Here is a 22,529-nt window from a genome sequence, read left to right as displayed (position 1 = left end):
CCCGGAGCCGTCGGAAGAAAGCCCAGCCGAACAGCTGCGGCCAGTAGAACCGGCATCGCGAACCCAATGAGGGGGCTCACCGACGCACACCCCGCGCCGGAGAGCCAAGGAGGGTGGTACCGCGGGAGCGCGCCGAAACCGGCGTAAGGAAAGACACGGCTCTCGTCCCTCCGGACGGAAGGCAGCAAGTCCGCCGGAGGAAGCTCGCTGATGACAACGCCGACGTACCGCCAGGTACCCGCCCAGGTCGACCTGCCCGCCCTCGAGCACGCCGTGCTCGACTTCTGGCGCGAGCAGAAGATCTTCGCCAAGAGCCTGGACCAGTCCGAGGGCCGCCCCGAGTGGGTGTTCTACGAGGGCCCGCCCACCGCCAACGGCATGCCCGGCGCCCACCACATCGAGGCCCGCGTCTTCAAGGACGTCTTCCCCCGCTTCCGCACCATGCGCGGCTACCACGTGGCCCGCAAGGCCGGCTGGGACTGCCACGGCCTGCCGGTGGAGCTGGCGGTCGAGAAGGAGCTCGGCTTCAGCGGCAAGAAGGACATCGAGGCGTTCGGCATCGCCGAGTTCAACGCCAAGTGCCGCGAGTCCGTGCTGCGCCACACCGACGCCTTCGCCGACCTGACGACCCGCATGGGCTACTGGGTCGACCTCGACGACGCCTACGTCACGATGGAGCCCGAGTACATCGAGTCCGTCTGGTGGTCCCTCAAGGAGATCTTCAACAAGGGCCTCCTCGTCCAGGACCACCGCGTCGCCCCCTGGTGCCCCCGCTGCGGCACCGGCCTGTCCGACCACGAGCTGGCGCAGGGCTACGAGACGGTCGTGGACCCGTCCGTGTTCGTCCGCTTCCCGCTCACCTCCGGCCCGCTCGCCGGCGGGGCCGCGCTCCTGGTGTGGACGACCACGCCCTGGACTCTCGTCTCCAACACGGCCGTCGCCGCCCACCCCGAGGTGACCTACGTCGTCGCGACGAACGGCGAGGAGAAGCTCGTCGTCGCCGAGCCGCTGGTCGCAAAGGCCCTGGGCGAGGGCTGGGAGACCACTGGTCAGACCTTCACGGGCGCGGAGATGGAGCGCTGGACCTATCAGCGTCCGTTCGAGCTGGTCGAGTTCCCGGAGACCGAGGGCGGCACCCACTACGTGGTGAACGCCGAGTACGTCACGACCGAGGACGGTACGGGCCTGGTCCACCAGTCCCCCGCCTTCGGTGAGGACGACCTCAAGGTCTGCCGGTCGTACGGCCTGCCCGTCGTGAACCCGGTCCGCCCGGACGGCACCTTCGAGGAGGACGTCCCCCTGGTCGGCGGCGTCTTCTTCAAGAAGGCTGACGAAAAGCTCACCGAGGACCTCCAGCAGCGCGGTCTGCTCTTCAAGCACATCCCGTACGAGCACAGCTACCCGCACTGCTGGCGCTGCCACACCGCGCTGCTCTACTACGCACAGCCGTCCTGGTACATCCGCACGACCGCCATCAAGGACCGCCTCCTCGAGGAGAACGAGAAGACCAACTGGTTCCCGGACACGGTCAAGCACGGCCGGTACGGCGACTGGCTGAACAACAACATCGACTGGGCGCTGTCCCGCAACCGCTACTGGGGCACCCCGCTGCCGATCTGGCGCTGCGAGGACGACCACCTCACGGTCGTCGGCTCCCGCGCGGAGCTCAGCGAGCTCACGGGCACCGACCAGTCCGAGCTTGACCCGCACCGTCCGTTCATCGACGACGTGACCTTCGCCTGCCCGCAGTGCCGGCAGACGGCCACGCGCGTGCCGGAGGTCATCGACGCCTGGTACGACTCGGGTTCGATGCCCTTCGCGCAGTGGGGCTACCCGTACAAGAACAAGGAGCTGTTCGAGAGCCGGTATCCGGCGCAGTTCATCTCCGAGGCCATCGACCAGACCCGCGGCTGGTTCTACACGCTGATGGCGGTCGGCACCCTGGTCTTCGACAAGTCGTCGTACGAGAACGTCGTGTGCCTCGGCCACATCCTCGCCGAGGACGGCCGCAAGATGTCCAAGCACCTGGGCAACATCCTGCAGCCGATCCCGCTGATGGACCAGCACGGCGCGGACGCGGTGCGCTGGTTCATGGCGGCAGGCGGCTCCCCGTGGGCGGCACGCCGCGTGGGCCACGGCACGATCCAGGAGGTCGTCCGCAAGACGCTCCTGACGTACTGGAACACGGTCGCCTTCCAGGCCCTGTACGCCCGTACGTCGAACTGGGCGCCGTCCGCGGCCGACCCGGCCCCCGCCGACCGTCCGGTCCTGGACCGCTGGCTGCTGTCCGAACTGCACGCGCTGACCGACCAGGTGACCCAGTCCCTGGAGGCGTACGACACCCAGCGCGCCGGCAAGCTGCTCTCGGCGTTCGTCGACGACCTGTCGAACTGGTACGTCCGTCGCTCGCGTCGCCGCTTCTGGCAGGGCGACAAGGCGGCGCTGCGCACCCTGCACGAGGTCGTCGAGACGATCACCAAGCTGATGGCCCCGCTGACCCCGTTCATCACGGAGCGGGTCTGGCAGGACCTGATCGTGCCGGTGTCCCCGGACGCGCCGGAGTCGGTGCATCTGGCGTCCTGGCCCGAGGCGGATCTGTCGGCGATCGACCCGGAGCTGTCGAAGCAGATGGTCCTGGTCCGCCGGCTGGTGGAGCTGGGCCGCGCCACGCGCGCGGAGTCGGGCGTGAAGACCCGCCAGCCGCTGTCGCGTGCGCTCATCGCCGCGACCGGCTTCGACGCGCTCGACCGCGAGCTGCACGCGCAGATCACGGAGGAGCTGAACGTCACATCCCTCGCGTCCCTCTCGGAGGTCGGCGGCTCCCTCGTCGACACGACCGCGAAGGCCAACTTCCGCGCCCTGGGCAAGCGTTTCGGCAAGCGCGTCCAGGACGTGGCGAAGGCCGTCGCGAACGCGGACGCGGCGGCGCTGTCCCTGGCCCTGCGCGAGGGCACGGCGTCGGTGGAGGTCGACGGCGAGACGGTCACGCTCGCACCCGACGAGGTGATCATCACGGAGACCCCGCGCGAGGGCTGGTCGGTGGCGTCCGACTCGGGCGCGACGGTGGCCCTGGACCTGGAGATCACTGAGGAGTTGCGCCGCGCGGGACTGGCCCGTGACGCGATCCGCCTGATCCAGGAGGCCCGTAAGAACAGCGGCCTGGACGTGGCCGACCGCATCGCGCTCCGCTGGACGGCGACGGACGCGGCGACGATCGCGGCGCTGGGCGACCACGCCGAGCTCATCGCCGACGAGGTCCTGGCGACGGACTTCGCCCAGGGTGAGGCGGACGACGCCTACGGGGAGCCGTTCACGGACGAGGGCCTGACCCTCACGTTCCGCCTGCGCAAGGCGTAGCGCTCCGCCGGAAAGCACGCCGAAGGCCCGGGCCGCCAAAGAATCTTGGCCGGCCCGGGCCTTCGGCGTTGTGTACGTCGGACACCCCGCCCACCCCCGAACAAACACCGCAGAGGCCGTGAACACGCGTAGCAAAAGGGCGGGGCCCCGGATCGAATCCGGGGCCCCGCCCTGAACGCTGCCAGCGTCTACGGCGTACTACCAACCGTCAGTTGTCGTCCTCGTCGATGAGGAACCCGCGCATCGGCGACGGGGCCTGGCCCATCGGACCGGGACCCTGCGGCCGGACCGGAGCCATCGGCTGGGTCATCGCCGGGGACATCTGCTGCTGACCGCCGTAGGACGGACCAGCCGGGGACGGGGCGCCGCCCATCGTCTGGTTGCCGCCGTACGACGGGGCACTCGCGCCGGCCGGAGCCATGGAAGGCGCCGGGGACGGCGGGAGAGATGCCGTGGCCGGAGTGCGCGGCGGGGCGAGCGAGTCGTCCGCCTGGGTCTCCAGCTGGCGCAGCTGGGACTCGAGGTAGGACTTCAGCCGCGTGCGGTACTCGCGCTCGAAGCCACGCAGGTCCTCGACCTTGCGCTCCAGCGTGGCGCGGGCGGACTCCAGGGAGCCCATCGCGACGCGGTGCTTCTCCTGCGCGTCCCGCTCCAGGGCGTCAGCCTTGGCACGGGCGTCACGCTCGAGACCCTCGGCACGCGAACGCGCCTCACCGACGATCTTGTTGGCCTCGGAACGGGCCTCGGCGATCGCCTGGTCGGCGGTCTGCTGGGCAAGCGACAGAACGCGCGCGGCGCTGTCGCCACCGGGGCCGCCCTGACCGGGACCGCCCATCGGGCCACCCATAGGACCGCCCATGGGGCCGCCCATCTGCTGCATGGGGGGCTGGCCCATCGGCCCCGGACCCTGGCCCATCGGACCGGGACCCTGAGGGCCACCCTGACCGCCGGGACCGGCGGGCAGCTGCGGGGCACCGCTCGGCAGCTGGGGCGGACCACCCATGGGGCCACCCATCTGCTGCTGCGGCGGGCCCGATATCCCAGCGGGGACGGGGGCCCCGGGACCGCGCATGCCCTGCTGGGGCATACCGCCCTGCGGCATGCCGCCCTGCTGCTGGTCCTGAGGGCCACCGGGACCCTCCGGGGGCTTGCGCATGTTCTGCTGGTTCTGGGCAGCAGCACGCGTGGCCGCGGCCAGCTTGGCGCGCAGGTCCTCGTTCTCGCGGAGCAGGCGGGTCAGTTCGGCTTCGACCTCATCGAGGAAGGCATCGACCTCGTCCTCGTCATAGCCTTCTCGGAGGCGGACGGTCGTGAACTGCTTGTTCCGCACGTCCTCGGGGGTCAACGGCATCTCTTCACCTCAACGTAGTCGTCGGCAGTCGGCAAGACCGTATCTCTCACATCGCTCACATCGCGCTCCGCACGAGCGTGATCAGGATGTAGACGATGATCATCAATACGAAGAAGGACAGGTCGAGCGCCACGCCCCCGAGACGCAGCGGCGGGATGACCCGCCGCAGAAGCTTGAGCGGTGGATCAGTGACAGTGTAGGTGGCCTCCAGAACGACCACCATCGCCTTGCCGGGTTGCCACGAGCGGGCGAACTGGAAGACATAGTCCATGACCAACCGGAAGATAAGCACGATGAGGAGAACCATCAGCGCGATGTAGAGAACCTGCAGAACCACGCTCATGACTGGTGCTTCCCTCTCCCCTGTTCCCTGATCCGTGCGTTTGCTTCCGGTGGTGCGTCTCAGCTCTGGTTGAAGAACCCGCCCTCTGCGATACGGGCCTTGTCCTCCGCCGTGACATCGACGTTAGCAGGCGACAACAGGAACACCTTCTGCGTCACCCGCTCGATGCTGCCGTGAAGACCAAACACCAAACCTGCCGCAAAGTCGACAAGTCGCTTCGCGTCTGTGTCATCCATCTCAGTCAGATTCATGATCACCGGGGTGCCTTCACGGAAGTGTTCCCCGATGGTACGGGCCTCGTTGTAGGTCCGCGGGTGAAGTGTGGTGATCCGGTACGGCTCTCGTTCAGACACGACCTTGGGCATGATCACCGGTGCGTTCTTCTCCAGGCTTGCGCGTTCTTGTGTGATAGACGCCACGGGCGCAATGCGCGCGGGACGGCCGGATTCCGCGGGGAGCGAAGTCGATCGGGCCACGGGTTCACGCGGCGCGGGCGGCTGCACGATTCGCACCTCTTCGTCCCTTTGGGACGAATGTGCACTGTGGGACTGGTGGGACGGCTCATGCCGTCGATGGTCCCGCTCGGGCTCCGGGTCCAGTTCGGGCTCGAAGTCGTCGTCGGGGTCGAACCCCCGGCCGTCGTACCCATCGTCCTCCACGAGGCCGAGGTAGACCGCCATCTTGCGCATCGCGCCGGCCATGCTCTGAGTCCTCCGCTCTGTGGTGGATCGGCTGACGACTGCCAAATGCCCGCGATCCACACGGTCGTTACGCCCGCCTTTCGGCGACATTGACCATATTTTCTGCTGTGGTCCGACTTCTTGGCGACGTTACCCGAGCCTGGGGCGGACTCCGAGTACCGAGGTGCCGACGCGCACATGTGTCGCTCCGGCCGCCACGGCGTCCTCGAGATCCGCACTCATCCCTGCCGACACCATGTTCGCAGTCGGATGGGCGCGGCGCAGGTCAGTCGACAAATCCATCAAGCGCTCGAACGCCGCCTGTTGGCGCCCTTCGTACTCCCCGCTGAGCGGCGCGACGGTCATGAGCCCGTCCATCCGCAGCCCCGGAGCGTTCGCGACGAGGTCGGCCAACTCTGCGACCCCGCCGGGTGCCACACCACCCCTCTCGCCTCGCGCGCCCTCTCCCGCATCCAGTGCCACCTGGATGAGGCAGCCCACCTCCCGCTCCTGCCGTACGGCCTCCTTCGACAGGGCCGTCACCAGCTTGGAACGATCGACGGACTGCACGAGATCCGCGTAACCGACCACGGATCGCACCTTGTTGGTCTGCAACTGACCGACAAAGTGCCACGCGAGGGGAAGATCCGAGCAGGCGGCGGCCTTCGGGGCCGCGTCCTGATCGCGGTTCTCGGCGACATGACGCACGCCGAGCTCCGACAGCATCCGCACATCGCTCGCGGGGTAGGTCTTGGTGACCACGATCAGGGTCACCTCCTCGCGCTCGCGCCCGGCGGCCGCGCAGGCGGCGGCGATCCGCTCCTCCACTTTTGCGAGGTTCGCGGCCAGTTCGCCCTTACGGTCCGTCATGCTCTCTCAGTCCAACCAGACATATCCCGCGAGTCTCCCGGTGGTGCGGTCGCGGCGGTACGAGAAGTGGTCCTCCGACTCCAGCGTGCAGACCGGCGACTGCTCCCGGTCGCGCACCCCGAGTCGCGCGAGCTGGGCGTGCACTCCGGCGGCCACGTCGACCGCGGGTGTGCCCCAGCTCGTCTCGGCGTACGCCGTCGGCTCCCCGGCGGCCACCTCGGCGCGCATCGCCTCCGGCACCTCGTAGCACCGTCCGCAGACGGCCGGGCCGGTGCGGGCGACGATCCGGGACGGCTCGGCACCCAGGTCGGTCATCGCGCGTAGCGCTGCCGGGACGATCCCGGCGATCATGCCGGGCCGCCCCGCATGCGCCGCGGCGACGATCCCGGCGACCGGGTCGGCCAGCAGGACCGGCACGCAATCTGCGGTGAGGACGGCGAGGGCGAGACCCCGCTGTGCCGTGACGACCGCGTCGACATCGGGCACCGGACGATCACGCCATGGTCCGTCGGCCACCGCCACGTCCGTGCCGTGCACCTGGTTCATCCAGACGACCCGGCCCGGATCGAGCCCGAGCGACTTGGCGGCGAGATCGCGATTGGTCAGTACGGCGTCGGTGTCGTCCCCGACCGCCCCACCGAGGTTGAGCTCCTCATACGGAGCGGCGCTCACCCCGCCCCACCGGTCGGTGAAGGCGAAGTGCGCGCCGCTCACGATGTCGCGCTGTGCTATCACGTCAGAAGGATCACTTAAGGAAGTCCGGAACGTCCAGCTCCTCCGCCGCGCTGTCGGCGTAGGTCCGGGACGGCGGGACCGGCGGGGCGACCGGCACGTCGGCCACCGGCTCCGGCTCCGGCTCGGCCTCCTCCTTCGGCGTGACGCTGCCGAGGGAGCCGAACGACGGGCGGCTCTCGGTCTGCCGTGCCGGAGCGGGCTCCTCGCGGCGGGCCGAGGACGAAGAGGAGGAGGTCGAGCCGAGGACGTTGTCCCGGCGGGCCGGCGGCTGGCCGCCGTCGAAGCCGGCCGCGATCACGGTGACCCGGACCTCGTCGCCGAGGGCGTCGTCGATGACCGCGCCGAAGATGATGTTGGCCTCGGGGTGGGCGGCCTCACTGACCAGCTGGGCGGCCTCGTTGATCTCGAACAGGCCGAGGTCGGAGCCGCCGGAGATGGAGAGCAGCACGCCCCGGGCGCCGTCGATGGACGCCTCCAGGAGCGGGGAGGAGATCGCCATCTCGGCTGCGGCCACCGCGCGGTCGTCGCCGCGGGCCGAGCCGATGCCCATGAGGGCCGAACCGGCCTCGGACATGACCGACTTGACGTCGGCGAAGTCGAGGTTGATGAGGCCGGGGGTGGTGATGAGGTCGGTGATGCCCTGGACACCGGAGAGGAGGACCTGGTCGGCCGACTTGAAGGCATCCAGTACCGAGACCTGGCGGTCCGAGATGGACAGCAGCCGGTCGTTCGGGATGACGATGAGGGTGTCGACCTCTTCGCGGAGTTCGGCGATGCCGTCCTCGGCCTGGTTGGCGCGGCGCCGTCCCTCGAAGGTGAACGGGCGCGTGACCACGCCGATGGTGAGGGCGCCCAGCGAGCGTGCGATGTTGGCCACGACGGGCGCGCCGCCGGTGCCGGTGCCGCCGCCTTCACCGGCCGTCACGAAGACCATGTCGGCCCCCTTGAGGACCTCCTCGATCTCCTCGCGGTGGTCCTCGGCGGCCTTGCGGCCGACGGCCGGGTTGGCTCCGGCGCCGAGTCCGCGGGTGAGTTCACGGCCGACGTCGAGCTTGACGTCGGCGTCGCTCATCAACAGAGCTTGCGCGTCGGTGTTGATAGCGATGAACTCGACGCCCTTGAGACCGACCTCGATCATCCGGTTGATGGCATTGACACCACCGCCGCCGACACCGATGACTTTGATGACTGCGAGGTAGTTCTGCGGTGCTGCCACGTCGAAGGCCTCTCGCCTCGAGTTACGGGTCGTCGGATCACGGGAAGCTCTCTGCTTCGTGAACCGCGACTGATGCCGAATGGGACGGTCCGTAGCGCCGACCCGAACCCTAACCCTGAAGTTTAGGGTTACCAGTGTGTCTGTTCCTTGAAGTCTTCTGAACAGGACACTAAGTCGACAAGTGGCGCACGTTCAACGAACACGCCGAACCTCCCGTTTTTCTTTTCACCCTATGTGATCAGCCATGTCGCTGCCCAACCAGGGTGCTGGCCTGCGCGAATGTGCGTCAACTCCCTGATGACGCAGGGGCGGTGGGAACGCTGACGTCGAAGTACCGCGCATCCGGCGAGGCTTTCATGAGAGCGGTGAGTGTGCGAGCCTTCGCGGCCCCCTTCTCGCCACTCCCCCATGCGACGGTCGTGCCGCCGCTCAACACGAGTGAGATGTCGTCGTAGGAACGGACCTTGACGACCTGGGTACCGCGCGCCACGGCGTCCGGCAGGGCGTCGGCCACGCGCACCGCCTCCCGCATCAGACGGGCCTCGCCGAAGCGGCGCAGACTCGCGGCGGCGGAGCTCGACCGAGACACCGTCAATTCCAGTGCGGGAACGCCTTTCGGAGCCACAGAAACCGTGGCGAATCGGACGCCTTCCTTGTCCACTTCGACGAACTTTCCGTCCTTTTGGACAATCAGAACCGGAGTACGCTCCGCCACTTTGAGGCCGATTCCGCGGGGCCAGGAGCGGTCCACCTCAACCACGTCAATTCGGGGCAATTTCTGGCGCAACCGCGCCTCAATCACATCGGTCTCAACGGAAATCAGCGGCGCCCCGACGGGGACGTCGGCGGCCGCAAGGACCTGTGCGGGCGTCAGCACCCGGGTCCCGGAGACGGATACGCGCTCCACGCGCAGCCATTTGGAGCCGTACAGCAGCCAGACGGAACCTGCGCCGAGGAGTACGGGCACGACGAGAAGAATGATCATCGTACGAAGTCTCCGCACCCTCAACCGCCGGGCGAGGGGCGGGTCGGACGACTCCTGCTGGCGTTCACCGCGCTCGGCGGTCGTCGGTCCGGCCACGCTCCCTGCCCTCCGTCATACGGTTACTGGCGGCGGTGCGAGGCGATCGCCTCGTACACCATGCCGACGAGCAGGTCGTCGGCGTCCCGGCGGCCGAACTCGCTTGCGGCGCGGGACATCTCGTACAGCCGGTGCGGGTCGGCGAGCACGGGCAGGACGTTCTGCTGCACCCACTCGGGCGTCAGTTCCGCGTCGTCGACCAGCAGTCCGCCGCCGGCCTTGACCACCGGCTGGGCGTTCAGCCGCTGTTCGCCGTTGCCGATGGGCAGCGGGACATAGGCGGCCGGGAGTCCGACGGCGGAGAGTTCGGCGACGGTCATCGCACCCGCACGGCAGAGCATCAGGTCGGCCGCAGCGTACGCGAGGTCCATCCGGTCCAGGTAACTTACCGGGATGTAAGGCGGCATTCCCGGCATCTGGTGCACTTGCGGCAGTTCGTTCTTCGGGCCGACCGCGTGCAGGATCTGGATTCCGGCCTGCTGGAGCCAGGGCGCGACCTGCTGGACGACCTCGTTGAGGCGGCGGGCGCCCTGCGAGCCACCGGAGACCAGCAGCGTCGGCAGGTTCGGGTCGAGCCCGAACGCGGCGCGGGCCTGCGGGCGCATCGCGGCGCGGTCGAGGGTGGCGATGGTCCGGCGCAGCGGGATGCCGATGTAGCGCGAGTTGCGCAGCTTGCTGTCCGGAGTGGAGACGGCGACCTGGGCGGCGTAGCGCGAGCCGATCTTGTTGGCGAGGCCCGGGCGGGCGTTGGCCTCGTGGATGATGATCGGCACCCCGAGGCGCTTGGCGGCGAGGTATCCGGGCAGGGCGACATAGCCGCCGAAGCCGACGACCGCGTCCGCCTTGGTGCGCTCCAGGATCTGCTCGGTGGCCTTGATCGTGCCGCGCAGCCGGCCCGGGACGGTGATCAGCTCGGGCGTGGGCTTGCGGGGCAGCGGCACGGCGGGGATCAGCGCGAGCTCGTAGCCCCGCTGTGGAACGAGTGTGGTCTCAAGCCCCCGCTCCGTGCCCAGGGCCGTGATCCCCACGGTCGGGTCCTGCCTGCGCAGGGCGTCCGCGAGGGCGAGCGCGGGCTCGATGTGGCCGGCGGTCCCCCCACCGGCGAGTACGACATGCACCGAAATTCACCGCTCTCCGGACGAGCGCGCCGCCGAGGCACGCCGTCTCATCGTGTTCCATCTCCGAGGCGCCCGGCCGGAGCCGGCGCCTCCCGCACGCTTTCTACCAAAGCGGGGTTGCCGCACGGAAAGCGCTGCCCGCGCAGCGGGCTCGTCGCGCGCGAACGCGATCAGCAGCCCGATGGCGAACATGGTCGGCAGCAGGGCGGACCCTCCGTACGAGAACAGCGGAAGGGGGACGCCGGCGATCGGCAGCAGGCCGAGCACCGCACCGATGTTGATCACGGCTTGCGCGGTGATCCAGGTCGTCACGCCTCCCGCGGCATACCTCACGAAGCGGTCCTCCGTGCGTCCGGCCACGCGGATACCCGCATAGCCTAGAGCCGCGAAGAGGGCGAGCACCGACAGCGTCCCCGCCAGGCCCAGTTCCTCACCGGTGACGGCGAAGATGAAGTCGGTGTGGGCTTCGGGGAGTTGGCCCCATTTCTCCACACTCGCACCGAGCCCGGAGCCGAAGATTCCGCCAGAGGCCAGCGCATAGATGCCGTGCACGGCCTGCCAGCAGTCGACGGCTCCGCTGCGCGGCTCGGTGGCGCCCAGGCACTGCAGGCGGGCCATGCGGTTCGCGCTGGTCTTGATCAGGACCAGCCCGATCAGGCCGGCGACCGACAGGACCCCCACGAACAGCCGGGTCGGCGCCCCCGCCAGCCACAGCAGGCCGAACAGGATCGCCGACAGGATGATCGCCGTACCCATGTCGCCGCCCAGCATGATCAGCCCGAGCAGCATGAAGGCGACCGGCACGAGCGGCACCAGCATGTGCTTCCACTGCGCCAGCAGCTTCCGGTCCTCCTTGCGGGCGATCAGGTCCGCGCCCCACAGCACCAGCGCGAGCTTGCCGAACTCGCTGGGCTGGATCTGGAAGGAGCCGCCGAGGGCGATCCAGTTCTGGTTGCCGTTGACCGCGACTCCTATCCCGGGGACCTGGACCAGCGCCATCATGAAGACGGCTCCGGCGAGGATCGGGTAGGCCAGCGCCCGGTGCAGCTTCACGGGCATGCGCGAGGCGGCGAACAGCAGCCCCGTGCCGATCACCGCGGCCAGCAGCTGCTTGCGGAAGAAGTACGACCCGGGCAGCGACATCTGCAGCGCGGTGATCTGCGAGGCCGAGTAGACCATCACCAGACCGAGCACGGTGATCAGCAGGCTGCCGCCGAGGATCAGGTAGTACGCGGTCAGCGGCCGGTCCCACGCCCTGTTCAGGCGGACGTAGAGCCGTCGTACGCCGTTGTCGTGCGACGGCCGGGGAACGACGGGGCGCCGGACGGCCCGCTGGACGGGAGGCCGTCCCGTACGGCTACCGGGCATCGGCGCTCACCGCCCCGCCGTGGGGGTACCTACCGTCCGGCCACATCCGAGTCACGCGTCCCTCCAAGGGTCCCGAAGCACCCGCAGTGGCCGAGACCCGCGTCAGGCGCCCGCGCCGAGTTCGCGAACCGCCTCCGCGAACGCGTCACCGCGCTGGTTGTAGTTGGCGAACATGTCCATCGAGGCACAAGCAGGTGCCAAGAGCACCGTGTCTCCGGCAACAGCGAGTCGCCGGGCTTCCTGGACTGCCGCGAGCATCGCCCCAGTGTCGGTCCGGTCGAGGTCGACGACGGGTACTTCCGGCGCGTGTCGCGCCAGGGCTTCCCGGATCAGGCCGCGATCGGCGCCCATGAGCACGGCCGCGCGCAGTCGCTTTGCCGACTTGGCGACCAGCTCCTCGAAGACGGCGCCCTTGGCGAGCCCGCCCGCGATCCACACGATGGACTCGTACGCCGCCAACGAGGCCTCCGCCGCGTGGGTGTTGGTGGCCTTGGAGTCGTCGACGTACGCGACCCCGTCCACGTCCGCCACATGCGCGATGCGGTGGGCGTCCGGAGTGAAGGCCCGAAGGCCGTCCCGTACGGCCTTGGGGGGCACTCCGTAGGCCCGGGCGAGGGCCGCCGCCGCAAGGGCGTTGGCGACGTTGTGCGGGGCCGGCGGGTTCACGTCGGAGACCTCGGCGAGCTCCTGGGCGTTCTTGTGCCGGTCCTCGACGAAGGCACGGTCGACCAGGATGCCCTCCACGATGCCGAGTTGGGAGGGGGCCGGGGTGCCCAGCGTGAAGCCGATGGCCCGGCAGCCCTCCTCGACGTCGGCCTCGCGGACCATGTCCTCGGTGGCCTTGTCGGCGACGTTGTAGACACAGGCGACGCGATTGCCGTCGTAGATATGGCCCTTGTCGGCGGCGTACGCCTCCATGGAGCCGTGCCAGTCGAGGTGGTCGGGGGCGAGGTTCAGGACGGCAGCGGAGTGGGCGCGCAGGGAGGGCGCCCAGTGCAGCTGGTAGCTGGACAACTCCACCGCCAGGACGTCGTACTGGTCCTCGCCGAGCACCGCGTCGAGGAGCGAGACGCCGATGTTGCCCACGGCGGCCGTGCGCAGGCCTGCCGCAGCAAGGATGGAGGCGAGCATCTGGACCGTCGTGGTCTTGCCGTTGGTGCCGGTGACCGCGAGCCAGGGCGCGGCGTCCGGGCCCCGCAGCCGCCAGGCGAGCTCGACGTCGCCCCAGACCGGGACGCCCGCTTCCTGAGCCGCCGCGAACAGCGGCTTGTCCGGCTTCCAGCCGGGCGCGGTGACGATCAGCTCGGTGCCCTCGGGCAGGGTGTCTCCGTCACCGAGGCGTACGGCGATGCCGAGCGCCTCCAGGCCGGCGGCCTGGGCACGCGCGCGTGCGTCGTCGCCGTCGTTGACGACGGTGACCTTCGCGCCGAGGCCGTGCAGCACCTTGGCCGCCGGGATCCCGGAGACGCCGAGTCCCGCGACGGTGACGTTCTTCCCCTGCCAGTCGGTCACTTGTCCGCTGCCCATCCCGCGTAGAAGAGGCCCAGTCCGACAATCACACAAATGCCCTGGATGATCCAGAAGCGGACCACCACAAGGACTTCGGACCAGCCCTTGAGTTCGAAGTGGTGCTGGAGTGGCGCCATCCGGAAGACGCGCTTGCCGGTGAGGCGGAAGGAGCCGACCTGGATGACCACCGACATGGTGATCAGCACGAACAGGCCGCCGAGGATGGCGAGCAGGAACTCGGTGCGCGAGCAGATGGCGAGACCCGCGAGCGCGCCGCCGAGGGCCAGCGAACCGGTGTCACCCATGAAGATCTTGGCGGGCGAGGTGTTCCACCACAGGAAGCCGAGGCAGGCGCCCATCAGCGCCGAGGAGACCACGGCGAGGTCGAGTGGATCTCGCACTTCGTAACAGGCACCCGGGTTGCTGAGGGTCTGCGCGTTGGCACAGGACTCCTGGAACTGCCACACACCGATGAAGGTGTAGGCGCCGAAGACCAGTACGGAGGCGCCGGTGGCGAGGCCGTCCAGACCATCCGTCAGGTTCACGCCGTTCGACATGGCGAGGATCATGAACAGCGCCCAGACGACGAACAGCACCGGGCCGATGGACCAGCCGAAGTCCTGCACGAAGGAGAGCTTCGTGGACGCCGGGGTGTTGCCGCGGTTGTCCGCGAACTGGAGCGAGAGCACCGCGAAGGCGATACCGCCGAACAGCTGGCCGGCCATCTTGGCCTTGGCCCGCAGACCCAGCGAACGACGCTTTACGATCTTGATGTAGTCGTCCAGGAAGCCGACCAGGCCCATGCCGGCCATCAGACCGATCACCAGGATTCCGGAGAACGTCGGCGGCTTGCCGGTGATCAGCTTGGACAGGAAGTACGCGGCGATCGTCGCCAGGATGAAGGCGATACCACCCATGGTCGGCGTACCGCGCTTGGCGTGGTGCTCACGCGGGCCGTCGTCCCGGATGTACTGGCCGTAGCCCTTGCGGGCCAGCAGCTTGATCAGCAGCGGAGTGCCGATCAGGGTCAGGAAGAGGCCAATGACTCCTGAGAACAGGATCTGATTCATCATCGGGCGGCAACCTCACCCTCGGTGCCGCCCGCGAGCAGCGCCTCGGCGATGCTCTCCAGACCGATCGAACGGGACGCCTTCACGAGCACGACGTCCCCCGGGCGCAACTCGCTGCGCAACAGGTCGACCGCCGCCTGTGCGTCGGACACGTGCACCGACTCCTCACCCCACGAACCCTCGTTATATGCGCCCAGTTGCAGCCAGGACGCTTCCCTGCCCCCGACCGCGACGAGCTTGCTGACGTTGAGCCGGACGGCGAGCCGTCCGACCGCGTCGTGCTCGGCGAGCGCCTCGTCCCCGAGCTCGGCCATCTTGCCGAGCACCGCCCAGGTCCGCCGCCCCTTGCCCATCGCCGCGAGCGCGCGCAGGGCGGCTCGCATGGACTCGGGGTTCGCGTTGTAGGCGTCGTTGACGACCGTCACGCCGTCCGGGCGCTCGGTGACCTCCATCCGCCAGCGGGAGAGGGAGCCCGCCTCGGAGAGCGCGGTGGCGATCTCTTCCGCGGACATGCCCAGCTCATGGGCGACGGCGGCCGCGGCGAGCGCGTTCGACACGTGGTGCTCACCGTACAGGCGCATGGTCACATCGCTGCACCCGGAGGGTGTGTGAAGCATGAAGGAGGGCTGTCCGCTGTCCGTGAGTCGCACGTTCTCGGCGCGTACGTCCGCTTCGCCGGACTCTCCGAAAAGGATCACCTTCGCCTTCGTACGGGATGCCATGGCCCGTACGAGGGGGTCGTCCGCGTTGAGGATGGCGGCGCCGCCCTCACTCGCGGCCGGGAGGTTCTCGACGATCTCGCCCTTGGCCTGCGCGATCTGCTCGCGGCCGCCGAACTCGCCGATGTGGGCGGTGCCGACGTTGAGCACGAGGCCGATCTTCGGGGGCGTCAGACCGGTGAGGTAGCGGATGTGGCCGATGCCGCGGGCGCCCATCTCCAGGACGAGGAACCTCGTCTCCTCGGTGGCGCTCAGCGCGGTCAGCGGCAGCCCGATCTCGTTGTTGAACGAGCCCGGCGTCCACACGGTCGGCGCCTTGCGCTGGAGAACCTGGGCGATCAGGTCCTTGGTGCTGGTCTTGCCGGCCGAGCCGGTCAGGGCCACGAGGGTCGCGCCGAGCCGTCGTACGACATGACGGGCGAGGGCGCCGATGGCCTTCTGGACGTCGTCCACGACGATCGCGGGCACCCCGACGGGACGTGAGGCGAGGACGGCGACGGCACCCGCCGCCACGACCGCCGACGCGTAGTCGTGGCCGTCCACGCGCTCGCCGACGAAGGCGGCGAAGAGGCTGCCGGGCTCCACTTCACGGGAGTCCCGGACGACGGATCCGGTGACCTGGACGGACGGATCCGGTATGTCGTACGTCTGCCCGCCGACGACTTCTGCGATCTCGGCGAGAGAGAGGGCGATCACAAGTTCATCCCTGGGTCTTCTGGATAGCTTCGCGAAGCACCTGGCGGTCGTCGAAGGGACGGACCACTCCGGCGATGTCCTGGCCCTGCTCATGCCCCTTGCCCGCGACCAGCACGGTGTCGCCCGGCTCGGCGCGCGCCACGGCCGCGGCGATCGCGGCGGCCCGGTCCTCGAAGACCTGGACCTCGCCACGCTCGTGCACCGGCACGGACGCCGCGCCCTGGAGCATGGTTGCGAGGATCGCCAGGGGGTCCTCGGAACGGGGGTTGTCGGAGGTCAGTACGGCGGTGTCGGCGAGCCGGGCGGCGGCGGCCCCCATCGGCTCGCGCTTGGTCGTGTCGCGGTCCCCGCCGCAGCCGAGCACGACGTGCAGGCTGCCCTCGGTGACCTTGCGCAGCGCCTTGAGCACCGATTCGACGGCGTCGGTCTTGTGGGCGTAGTCCACGACCGCGAGATACGGCTGCCCGGCGTCCACCCGCTCCAGCCGGCCCGGCACGCCCGGCACGGCGGCGATGCCGTCGGCGGCGGCCTGTACGTCGAGGCCGGCGGCGGCCAGGGCGGTGATGGCGGCGAGGGTGTTCGCCACGTTGAAGGGGCCGGCGATCGGCGATCTGGCGGCGATCCGCTCGCCCTGGGGGCCGATCACGGTGAACGTCGAGTCCATGGGGCCGATCGCCACGTCGTCGGCGCGCCAGTCGGCGTCCGGGTGGCCCTCGGCGGAGAACGTGACGACCGGAACCGTGGCTTCCTTGATGAGCCTGCGGCCGTACTCGTCATCGAGGTTGACGACGCCGAGTTTGCTGCGTTTCGGGGTGAACAGCTGCGCCTTGGCCTGGAAGTAGTCCTCCATGTCGGAGTGGAACTCCATGTGCTCCGGGCTGAGGTTGGTGAACACGGCGATGTCGAAGACGCAGGCGTCGACCCGGCCGAGGACCAGCGCGTGGCTGGAGACCTCCATGGCGACCGCCTCGACGCCACGCTCGCGCATGACGGCGAACAGGGCCTGGAGGTCGGTGGCTTCGGGGGTGGTGCGCTCGGACTTGATGCGCTCGTCGCCGATGCGCATCTCGACCGTGCCGATGAGTCCGGTGGCACGGGTGGTCTTGAGGGCGCCTTCGACGAGATACGCCGTGGTGGTCTTGCCCGAGGTGCCGGTGATGCCGATCTGGAGGAGGTCGCGGCCGGGGTGGCCGTAGATCGTGGCCGCCAGTTCACCCATCTGCCCGCGCGGGTTCTCGACGACCAGGGCCGGCAGGCCGGTCGCGGCGACGCGCTCGGCCCCGGTCGGGTCGGTCAGCACGGCGACCGCGCCAAGGCTCGCGGCCTGCGTCACGAAGTCGGCGCCGTGCAGGCGGGCGCCCGGGAGGGCGGCGTACAGATCGCCGGGGCGCACGGCGCGCGAGTCATGGGTGATGCCCGTGACCTCGACGGCGTCCGCGCGGTCCGGCGCGGTGGCATCCAGCTGATCGGCAAGTTCCGCAAGGGGTGTGGCGGAGACCTGCGCCGGCCTGGGCGGCCCCGGATACGTCACGGGTTGCCCCTTCTGGGTGGTTTGGGACTGATCAGCGTGTGGCACGGCGGTGAGCGTACCGGGCGTACCCGCCTGGGAGCGAAGTGAGGGGCGGGGGGCGCCCTGGTTCCCGGAGTCGGGAGTGATCGTCGTCACGAGTGGTTCCTGGCTGCTCGGTGCTGATCAGAGTGGTCGGGGTGGTGGTCAGGGCCGGTAGGAGACCGGGAGCTTCGCGGCCTTGGCCCCGGTCGGCGGGACCTGGAGGGTCTTCAGGGCGAACTCCATGACCTGCTTGTAGATGGGTCCGCAGATCTGACCGCCGAAGTAGTTGCCCTGGGTGGCGTTCTGGATGGCGCAGTAGACCGTGATCCGGGGCTTGTCGGCGGGCGCGAATCCGGCGAACGACGACGTGTAGCCGCGGTACTTGCCGGTGGCCGGATCCACTCGGTTCGCCGTACCCGTCTTGCCCGCGACCCGGTAGCCGGGGATACGCGCCTTGGTGCCGGTGCCCTCCCTGTCGTCCACGACCGACTCCAGCATCTGCGCGAGGGTCTTCGCCGTCTTCGCGCTGATGACCCTGGTCTTCTTGGGTGCCTTGGCGGACGTGAACTGCCCGTCGGGGCCCTTGGTGCCGCGCACGATGCTGGGTTCGACGCGTACGCCGCCGTTGGCGATGGTCGAGTAGACGGAGGCCGCCTGCATCGCGTTGATGGACACGCCCTGGCCGAAAGGAATCGTGTACTGCTGCGAGGTCGACCACTTGTCCGGGGCGGCGAGGATGCCCGGGGTCTCGCCGGGGAAGCCGAGCCCGGTGTAGCTGCCGAGGCCGAACTTGCGCAGGTAGTCGTAGAGGACCTTGTTGGACTGCGGCTGGGTCTTGCCGAGCTGGCCGGTGGCGAGGATGGTGCCGATGTTGCTGGACTTGGCGAGCACGCCGTTGAGCGTGAGGTACCAGGTGTCGTGGTCGATGTCGTCCTTGAAGAGCCGGTCGCCGCGGTGCAGCCGGTTGGGCACGATGACGTGCGTGCCGGGCGTGGCCACGCCCTCCTCCAGTACGGCGGCCATCGACATGACCTTCGCGGTGGAGCCGGGCTCGAAGGCGTCCTGGAGGGCCGCGTTGCCCATGTTCGCGCTGCTGGCCTCGGAGAGGTCGTTCGGGTCGAAGCCGGGCGAGTTGGCCATGGCGAGGATCTCGCCGGTGCGGGTGTCCTGGACGATCACATAGCCACGGTCCGCCTTGGACTCCTGCACCTGCTTGGTGATCGCGTTCTGCGCCGCCCACTGGATGTCGCGGTCGATGGTGAGCTCGACGTCACTGCCGGGCACGGCGGGCGTCTCGGTGGAACCCACGGTGGGGACCTGCCGGCCGCCGGACTGGGCGTAACGGATCTCGCCGTCCTTGCCGGACAGCTGCTTGTTCAGCTGCTGCTCGACACCGCCGCCGCCCTTGCCGTCGGAGTTGACCCAGCCCAGTATCCCGGCGGCGAGGTCGCCGTTCGGGTACACGCGCTTGCTGCTGGCGACCGACAGGACGCCCGCGAGGACGTTGACGGTGCTCTTGTCGCTCTCGGACTTGGTGGCCAGCGCGGTCTTCAGGTCCTTGATCTGCTTCCAGACCTGGGGGGTCTGACGGCTCGCCAGCAGGGTGTAGCGCAGGTTCTTGTTCGCGGGCCGCAGCTTGTGGACGATCTTCTCCGGCTCCTGGCCGAGGATCGGCGCGAGGAGCGCGGCCGCCTGCTCGGGGCCGTCGTCGATCTTCAGCTGCTCTGGGGCGAACAGGGTGGGGTCGGCCGTGATGTCGTACGCGTCCACGCTGGCCGCCAGGGCCACGCCGTTGCGGTCGGTGATGCCGCCGCGCTCGGCGGCCAGGGTGTAGCCGACATACCGGTTCTTCTCGGCCTTGGCGGCGTAGGTGCTCGCGTCGACGCCCTGCACCTGGAGGAGCCGTACGACGAAGGCGATCAGGACGAGGGTGAGGGCCAGGCCGACCATACGCAACCGGGGGCGGGGGCTGCCGAGTCGGATGACGCCGGTGACCGGCGGACGGGGGCGTGCCGGGCGGCGGGCCGGGCGGGCGCCGGGGCCGGGGCGTCGCTGGGCGCCTGCGGAGCGCGCGGGCTTCGCGGGTCCGGGCACGCGGCGGCGCGGCGGTTCCCTGTCGGACACTTCCGTCACCTACCGGGGGTCGAGTACGGGGTGGTGGACTGGGCGGACGGGGCGGGCTGCTGGGCGGAGGGCGCGTCCTGGGGTTCGGCGTACGAGGGCGCGGGCTGCGGCACGGCGGGGGTGGCCTCGGGTGCCGACGTCGTGGGTGTCGCACTGGCCGCCGCGGGCACCCCGGGCTCACTGACCAGGGCCTCGGGGGGAAGGACGAGGGTGCTGTACGCCGCGGTCTGACCGGCGGGCGCGGGGCTGGGGACGCCCTTGACGGTGCCGTCGGGGTTGAGGAAGGCGGGGTCCCCGCCGGGGACCATGCCGAGTTCGCGGGCGCGGCGCTGGAGGGCCTCGGGAGCGGAGTAGGCGTCGATGTCCCGCTGGAGCGACTGCTCCTCGTCGGTGAGGGACTTCGTCTCCTTCTGCAGGTCGTCGAGTCTGAACGCGCCCTCGCTGAGGGCGGAGTTCAGCACGAGGAGCCCGATGAGGCCGCCGCCGAGAAGGAGGACGACCAGGAGGACGAAGGGGGCGCGGGCGGCATGCGCCACCCCCGTGGGGAAGAGCCGCGCCAGCCGGGCGGCCCGGCCCCTCAGTTCGGGTTTCCTACTCACTCACCCTCCCCCGAGTCCGGTTCTCCCGCTCGTGGGTTTGAATTCTGGACCCTGACATCCGTCCCCGCCCCCATCCCCGCGTTGCGCCCCTCATTCGATGGACTCCCTGATGCGTTCGGCGCCCCGCAGGCGCGCCGGTGCCGCGCGCCGGTTCTCGGCGACCTCGTCCTCGGTGGGAAGTTCGGCACCGCGCGTCAGCAGCTTGAGCCGGGGCTGGTACTGCTCGGGGACGACCGGCAGCCCGGGCGGGGCGGTGTTGGCGGCGCCGGCCGCGAACACCTGCTTGACCAGCCGGTCCTCCAGCGAGTGGTACGACAGCACGGCGATCCGCCCGCCGACGCCGAGGGCCGCCACGGCGGCCGGGATCGCCCGCTCCAGGACGGAGAGCTCGCCGTTGACCTCGATGCGCAGCGCCTGGAAGGTGCGCTTGGCCGGGTTGCCGCCGGTGCGCTTCGCGGCCTGCGGCAGCGCGTCCCGGATGAGCTCCACCAGCCGGGCGCTGTTCGTGAACGGCTCCTTGTCCCGCTCGCGCACCACGGCGGCCACGATCCGCTTGGCCTGCTTCTCCTCGCCGTACGCCCGCAGGATCCGTACGAGTTCGCCGGCCGGGTAGGTGTTGAGGACCTCGGCGGCGCTGATGCCGCTCGTCTGGTCCATACGCATGTCGAGGGGGGCGTCCTGGGCGTAGGCGAAGCCGCGGTCGGCCTCGTCGAGCTGCATGGAGGAGACGCCGAGGTCGAACAGGACGCCCTGCACGCGCGCGATGCCGAGCCTGGCCAGAACGTCCGGCAGCTCGTCGTAGACGGCGTGCACGAGGTTGGCGCGCTCGCCGTACGGTGCGAGCCGCTCGCCGGACAGGCGCAGGGCCTCCTTGTCCCGGTCGAGCGCGACGAGCCGGGCCTCGGGGAACCGCTCGAGGAGAGCCTCACTGTGGCCGCCGAGCCCGAGCGTGCAGTCGACGACCACGGCTCCCGGCCGCTGCAGCGCGGGGGCCAACAGGTCCAGGCACCGCTGGAGCATCACCGGGACATGTCGACTCTGGCTCAAGGGGCCCTCTCAGATCCGGCGAACGTGCACGCACCGCCGGGTCCCCGCCCTCCCCCGACAAACTGGGGGACCCCCAGTGAAGGGGAGGCCTGCCGGCGCCGGAAGCGTCAGCCGACCGGGAGCGGGAGGAGGCCGAGCCGTACGTACGCGCCGCGCACGCGGGGAGATCTCCGGAAAGTCGCCGGGGTCTCCGGGGAATTCAGTCCAGCAGGGAGTCTCGCCTCCCGCTTCGCGTCACTTTAGTCCACCGTGTGTCGCGGTCAATCAACCGGCCTGCGCGTCGCCGCTTCGGGTTCCGCCGACGCCGCACTGCGGTCGGATTCGCTCGTATGGGCGCACTCACGACACCCCTGTGGGTTAGCTCACAACAAGGCTCGATGGCGTTCTTTGTCCCCTCTCACAACGGGACCGTTCGTGGCGTGACCAGTACCGTCATGGGTATGACGACTTCTGCATCGGTTCCCACTGGCCCCCAGGGTGCGATAGCCGACCGCGGCACGGTCACCGACCGTCTCGTCGAGGCAAACGAGCGCTATGCCGCCGCCTTCACCGACCCGGGCATGGACGCCCGGCCCGTGCTCCACGTCGCCATCGTCGCCTGCATGGACGCCCGTCTCGACCTGCACGCCGCGCTCGGCCTGGAGCTCGGCGACTGCCACACCATCCGCAACGCGGGGGGCGTCGTCACCGACGACGTGATCCGCTCGCTCACCATCAGCCAGCGCAAGCTCGGCACCCGCAGCATCGTGCTGATCCACCACACGGGCTGCGGCCTGGAGTCCCTCACCGAGGACTTCCGCACCGAGCTGGAGCTGGAGGTCGGCCAGCGCCCCGCCTGGGCGGTGGAGTCCTTCCGCGACGTCGACCAGGACGTGCGGCAGTCGATGCAGCGCGTGCGCACCTCGCCGTTCCTGCTGCACACCGACGACGTACGCGGCTTCGTCTTCGACGTGAAGACGGGTCTGCTGCGCGAGATCGACCCCGCGTAACCCTCTGCCGCGCCTGTCGTTTCGCTGTCAATTCGGCCTCTGGAGCGCACAAAAGGCCCTAAGCCCTGACATATCGCGGACAGTTGTCCACAGTCGAGTGACACG

18 protein-coding genes are annotated in these 22,529 nt (G+C 69.6%); 2 read left to right on the top strand and 16 right to left on the bottom strand.

Translation table 11 applies throughout. The annotated features are described in order from the left end of the window. Positions 1-210 precede the first annotated feature (210 nt). Positions 211-3,357, top strand: a complete 3,147-nt coding sequence (gene ileS, locus OHT51_RS31240) for an isoleucine--tRNA ligase (RefSeq protein ID WP_328882247.1) — start codon at positions 211-213, stop codon at positions 3,355-3,357. A gap of 208 nt (positions 3,358-3,565) precedes the next feature. Here ileS and OHT51_RS31235 read toward each other — a convergent pair whose 3' ends face one another. The 16 genes from OHT51_RS31235 to rsmH form a co-directional block, all read right to left on the bottom strand. Next, a complete protein-coding gene (locus tag OHT51_RS31235; RefSeq protein ID WP_328882246.1) occupies positions 3,566-4,708 on the bottom strand; it encodes a DivIVA domain-containing protein in 1,143 nt (380 codons plus the stop codon). A 55-nt stretch (positions 4,709-4,763) separates the two neighbouring features. Next, positions 4,764-5,051 (bottom strand): YggT family protein, encoded by a 288-nt coding sequence (locus tag OHT51_RS31230; RefSeq protein ID WP_328428366.1) that lies wholly within the window; start codon positions 5,049-5,051, stop codon positions 4,764-4,766. A gap of 59 nt (positions 5,052-5,110) precedes the next feature. Next, positions 5,111-5,752, bottom strand: a complete 642-nt coding sequence (locus tag OHT51_RS31225) for a cell division protein SepF (protein ID WP_328428365.1) — start codon at positions 5,750-5,752, stop codon at positions 5,111-5,113. Between the two features lie 129 nt (positions 5,753-5,881). Continuing rightward, positions 5,882-6,601 (bottom strand): YggS family pyridoxal phosphate-dependent enzyme, encoded by a 720-nt coding sequence (locus tag OHT51_RS31220; RefSeq protein WP_328882245.1) that lies wholly within the window; start codon positions 6,599-6,601, stop codon positions 5,882-5,884. A 6-nt stretch (positions 6,602-6,607) separates the two neighbouring features. After that, complete coding sequence (gene pgeF, locus OHT51_RS31215; RefSeq protein ID WP_328882244.1) at positions 6,608-7,336, bottom strand: peptidoglycan editing factor PgeF; 729 nt, start codon at positions 7,334-7,336, stop codon at positions 6,608-6,610. Between the two features lie 10 nt (positions 7,337-7,346). Further along, positions 7,347-8,552, bottom strand: coding sequence for a cell division protein FtsZ (gene ftsZ, locus OHT51_RS31210; protein ID WP_328882243.1), 1,206 nt, complete (start codon positions 8,550-8,552; stop codon positions 7,347-7,349). A gap of 286 nt (positions 8,553-8,838) precedes the next feature. Then, complete coding sequence (locus OHT51_RS31205; RefSeq protein WP_328882242.1) at positions 8,839-9,633, bottom strand: cell division protein FtsQ/DivIB; 795 nt, start codon at positions 9,631-9,633, stop codon at positions 8,839-8,841. Positions 9,634-9,656: 23 nt separating this feature from the next. Beyond that, positions 9,657-10,751, bottom strand: coding sequence for an undecaprenyldiphospho-muramoylpentapeptide beta-N-acetylglucosaminyltransferase (murG, locus tag OHT51_RS31200; protein WP_328882241.1), 1,095 nt, complete (start codon positions 10,749-10,751; stop codon positions 9,657-9,659). Positions 10,752-10,757: 6 nt separating this feature from the next. Continuing rightward, a complete protein-coding gene (gene ftsW / locus OHT51_RS31195; RefSeq protein WP_328882240.1) occupies positions 10,758-12,119 on the bottom strand; it encodes a putative lipid II flippase FtsW in 1,362 nt (453 codons plus the stop codon). 102 nt (positions 12,120-12,221) lie between these two features. Next, positions 12,222-13,646: a UDP-N-acetylmuramoyl-L-alanine--D-glutamate ligase gene (gene murD / locus OHT51_RS31190; protein WP_328882239.1), complete on the bottom strand. Its 1,425-nt coding sequence runs from the start codon at positions 13,644-13,646 to the stop codon at positions 12,222-12,224. Beyond that, entirely contained in the window at positions 13,628-14,701 is a 1,074-nt protein-coding gene (gene mraY, locus OHT51_RS31185; protein WP_328882238.1) for a phospho-N-acetylmuramoyl-pentapeptide-transferase, read from the bottom strand. The genes murD and mraY overlap by 19 nt, the downstream gene beginning before the upstream one ends. Further along, entirely contained in the window at positions 14,698-16,113 is a 1,416-nt protein-coding gene (locus tag OHT51_RS31180; RefSeq protein ID WP_328882237.1) for a UDP-N-acetylmuramoyl-tripeptide--D-alanyl-D-alanine ligase, read from the bottom strand. Before OHT51_RS31180 ends, mraY begins: the two co-directional genes overlap by 4 nt. Positions 16,114-16,117: 4 nt before the next feature. Further along, entirely contained in the window at positions 16,118-17,644 is a 1,527-nt protein-coding gene (locus OHT51_RS31175; protein ID WP_328882236.1) for a UDP-N-acetylmuramoyl-L-alanyl-D-glutamate--2,6-diaminopimelate ligase, read from the bottom strand. A 183-nt stretch (positions 17,645-17,827) separates the two neighbouring features. Beyond that, entirely contained in the window at positions 17,828-19,789 is a 1,962-nt protein-coding gene (locus OHT51_RS31170; RefSeq protein WP_443052610.1) for a peptidoglycan D,D-transpeptidase FtsI family protein, read from the bottom strand. 5 nt (positions 19,790-19,794) lie between these two features. Then, complete coding sequence (locus tag OHT51_RS31165) at positions 19,795-20,388, bottom strand: septum formation initiator family protein (protein WP_328882234.1); 594 nt, start codon at positions 20,386-20,388, stop codon at positions 19,795-19,797. A gap of 90 nt (positions 20,389-20,478) precedes the next feature. Then, positions 20,479-21,435, bottom strand: coding sequence for a 16S rRNA (cytosine(1402)-N(4))-methyltransferase RsmH (rsmH, locus tag OHT51_RS31160; RefSeq protein WP_328882233.1), 957 nt, complete (start codon positions 21,433-21,435; stop codon positions 20,479-20,481). A gap of 377 nt (positions 21,436-21,812) precedes the next feature. On the opposite strand from rsmH, the gene OHT51_RS31155 reads away from it, so the two are divergent. Continuing rightward, the gene (locus OHT51_RS31155) at positions 21,813-22,424 is read left to right on the top strand and encodes a beta-class carbonic anhydrase (RefSeq protein ID WP_443052609.1); all 612 of its coding nucleotides are present in this window, start codon (positions 21,813-21,815) and stop codon (positions 22,422-22,424) included. The last annotated feature ends 105 nt before the right edge of the window (positions 22,425-22,529 follow it).

This window comes from Streptomyces sp. NBC_00299 (assembly GCF_036173045.1).
Classification (GTDB): domain Bacteria; phylum Actinomycetota; class Actinomycetes; order Streptomycetales; family Streptomycetaceae; genus Streptomyces; species Streptomyces machairae.
This window is presented reverse-complemented; position numbering and strand designations above follow the sequence as displayed.

What these genes read in the sequence shown, in the direction of transcription:
- ileS (WP_328882247.1), top strand. Translation starts at nt 211, where the DNA reads ATGACAACGCCGACGTACCGCCAGGTACCCGCCCAGGTCGACCTGCCC.
- OHT51_RS31235 (WP_328882246.1), bottom strand. Translation starts at nt 4,708, where the DNA reads ATGCCGTTGACCCCCGAGGACGTGCGGAACAAGCAGTTCACGACCGTC.
- OHT51_RS31230 (WP_328428366.1), bottom strand. Translation starts at nt 5,051, where the DNA reads ATGAGCGTGGTTCTGCAGGTTCTCTACATCGCGCTGATGGTTCTCCTC.
- OHT51_RS31225 (WP_328428365.1), bottom strand. Translation starts at nt 5,752, where the DNA reads ATGGCCGGCGCGATGCGCAAGATGGCGGTCTACCTCGGCCTCGTGGAG.
- OHT51_RS31220 (WP_328882245.1), bottom strand. Translation starts at nt 6,601, where the DNA reads ATGACGGACCGTAAGGGCGAACTGGCCGCGAACCTCGCAAAAGTGGAG.
- ftsW (WP_328882240.1), bottom strand. Translation starts at nt 12,119, where the DNA reads ATGCCCGGTAGCCGTACGGGACGGCCTCCCGTCCAGCGGGCCGTCCGG.
- murD (WP_328882239.1), bottom strand. Translation starts at nt 13,646, where the DNA reads ATGGGCAGCGGACAAGTGACCGACTGGCAGGGGAAGAACGTCACCGTC.
- mraY (WP_328882238.1), bottom strand. Translation starts at nt 14,701, where the DNA reads ATGATGAATCAGATCCTGTTCTCAGGAGTCATTGGCCTCTTCCTGACC.
- OHT51_RS31155 (WP_443052609.1), top strand. Translation starts at nt 21,813, where the DNA reads ATGGCGTTCTTTGTCCCCTCTCACAACGGGACCGTTCGTGGCGTGACC.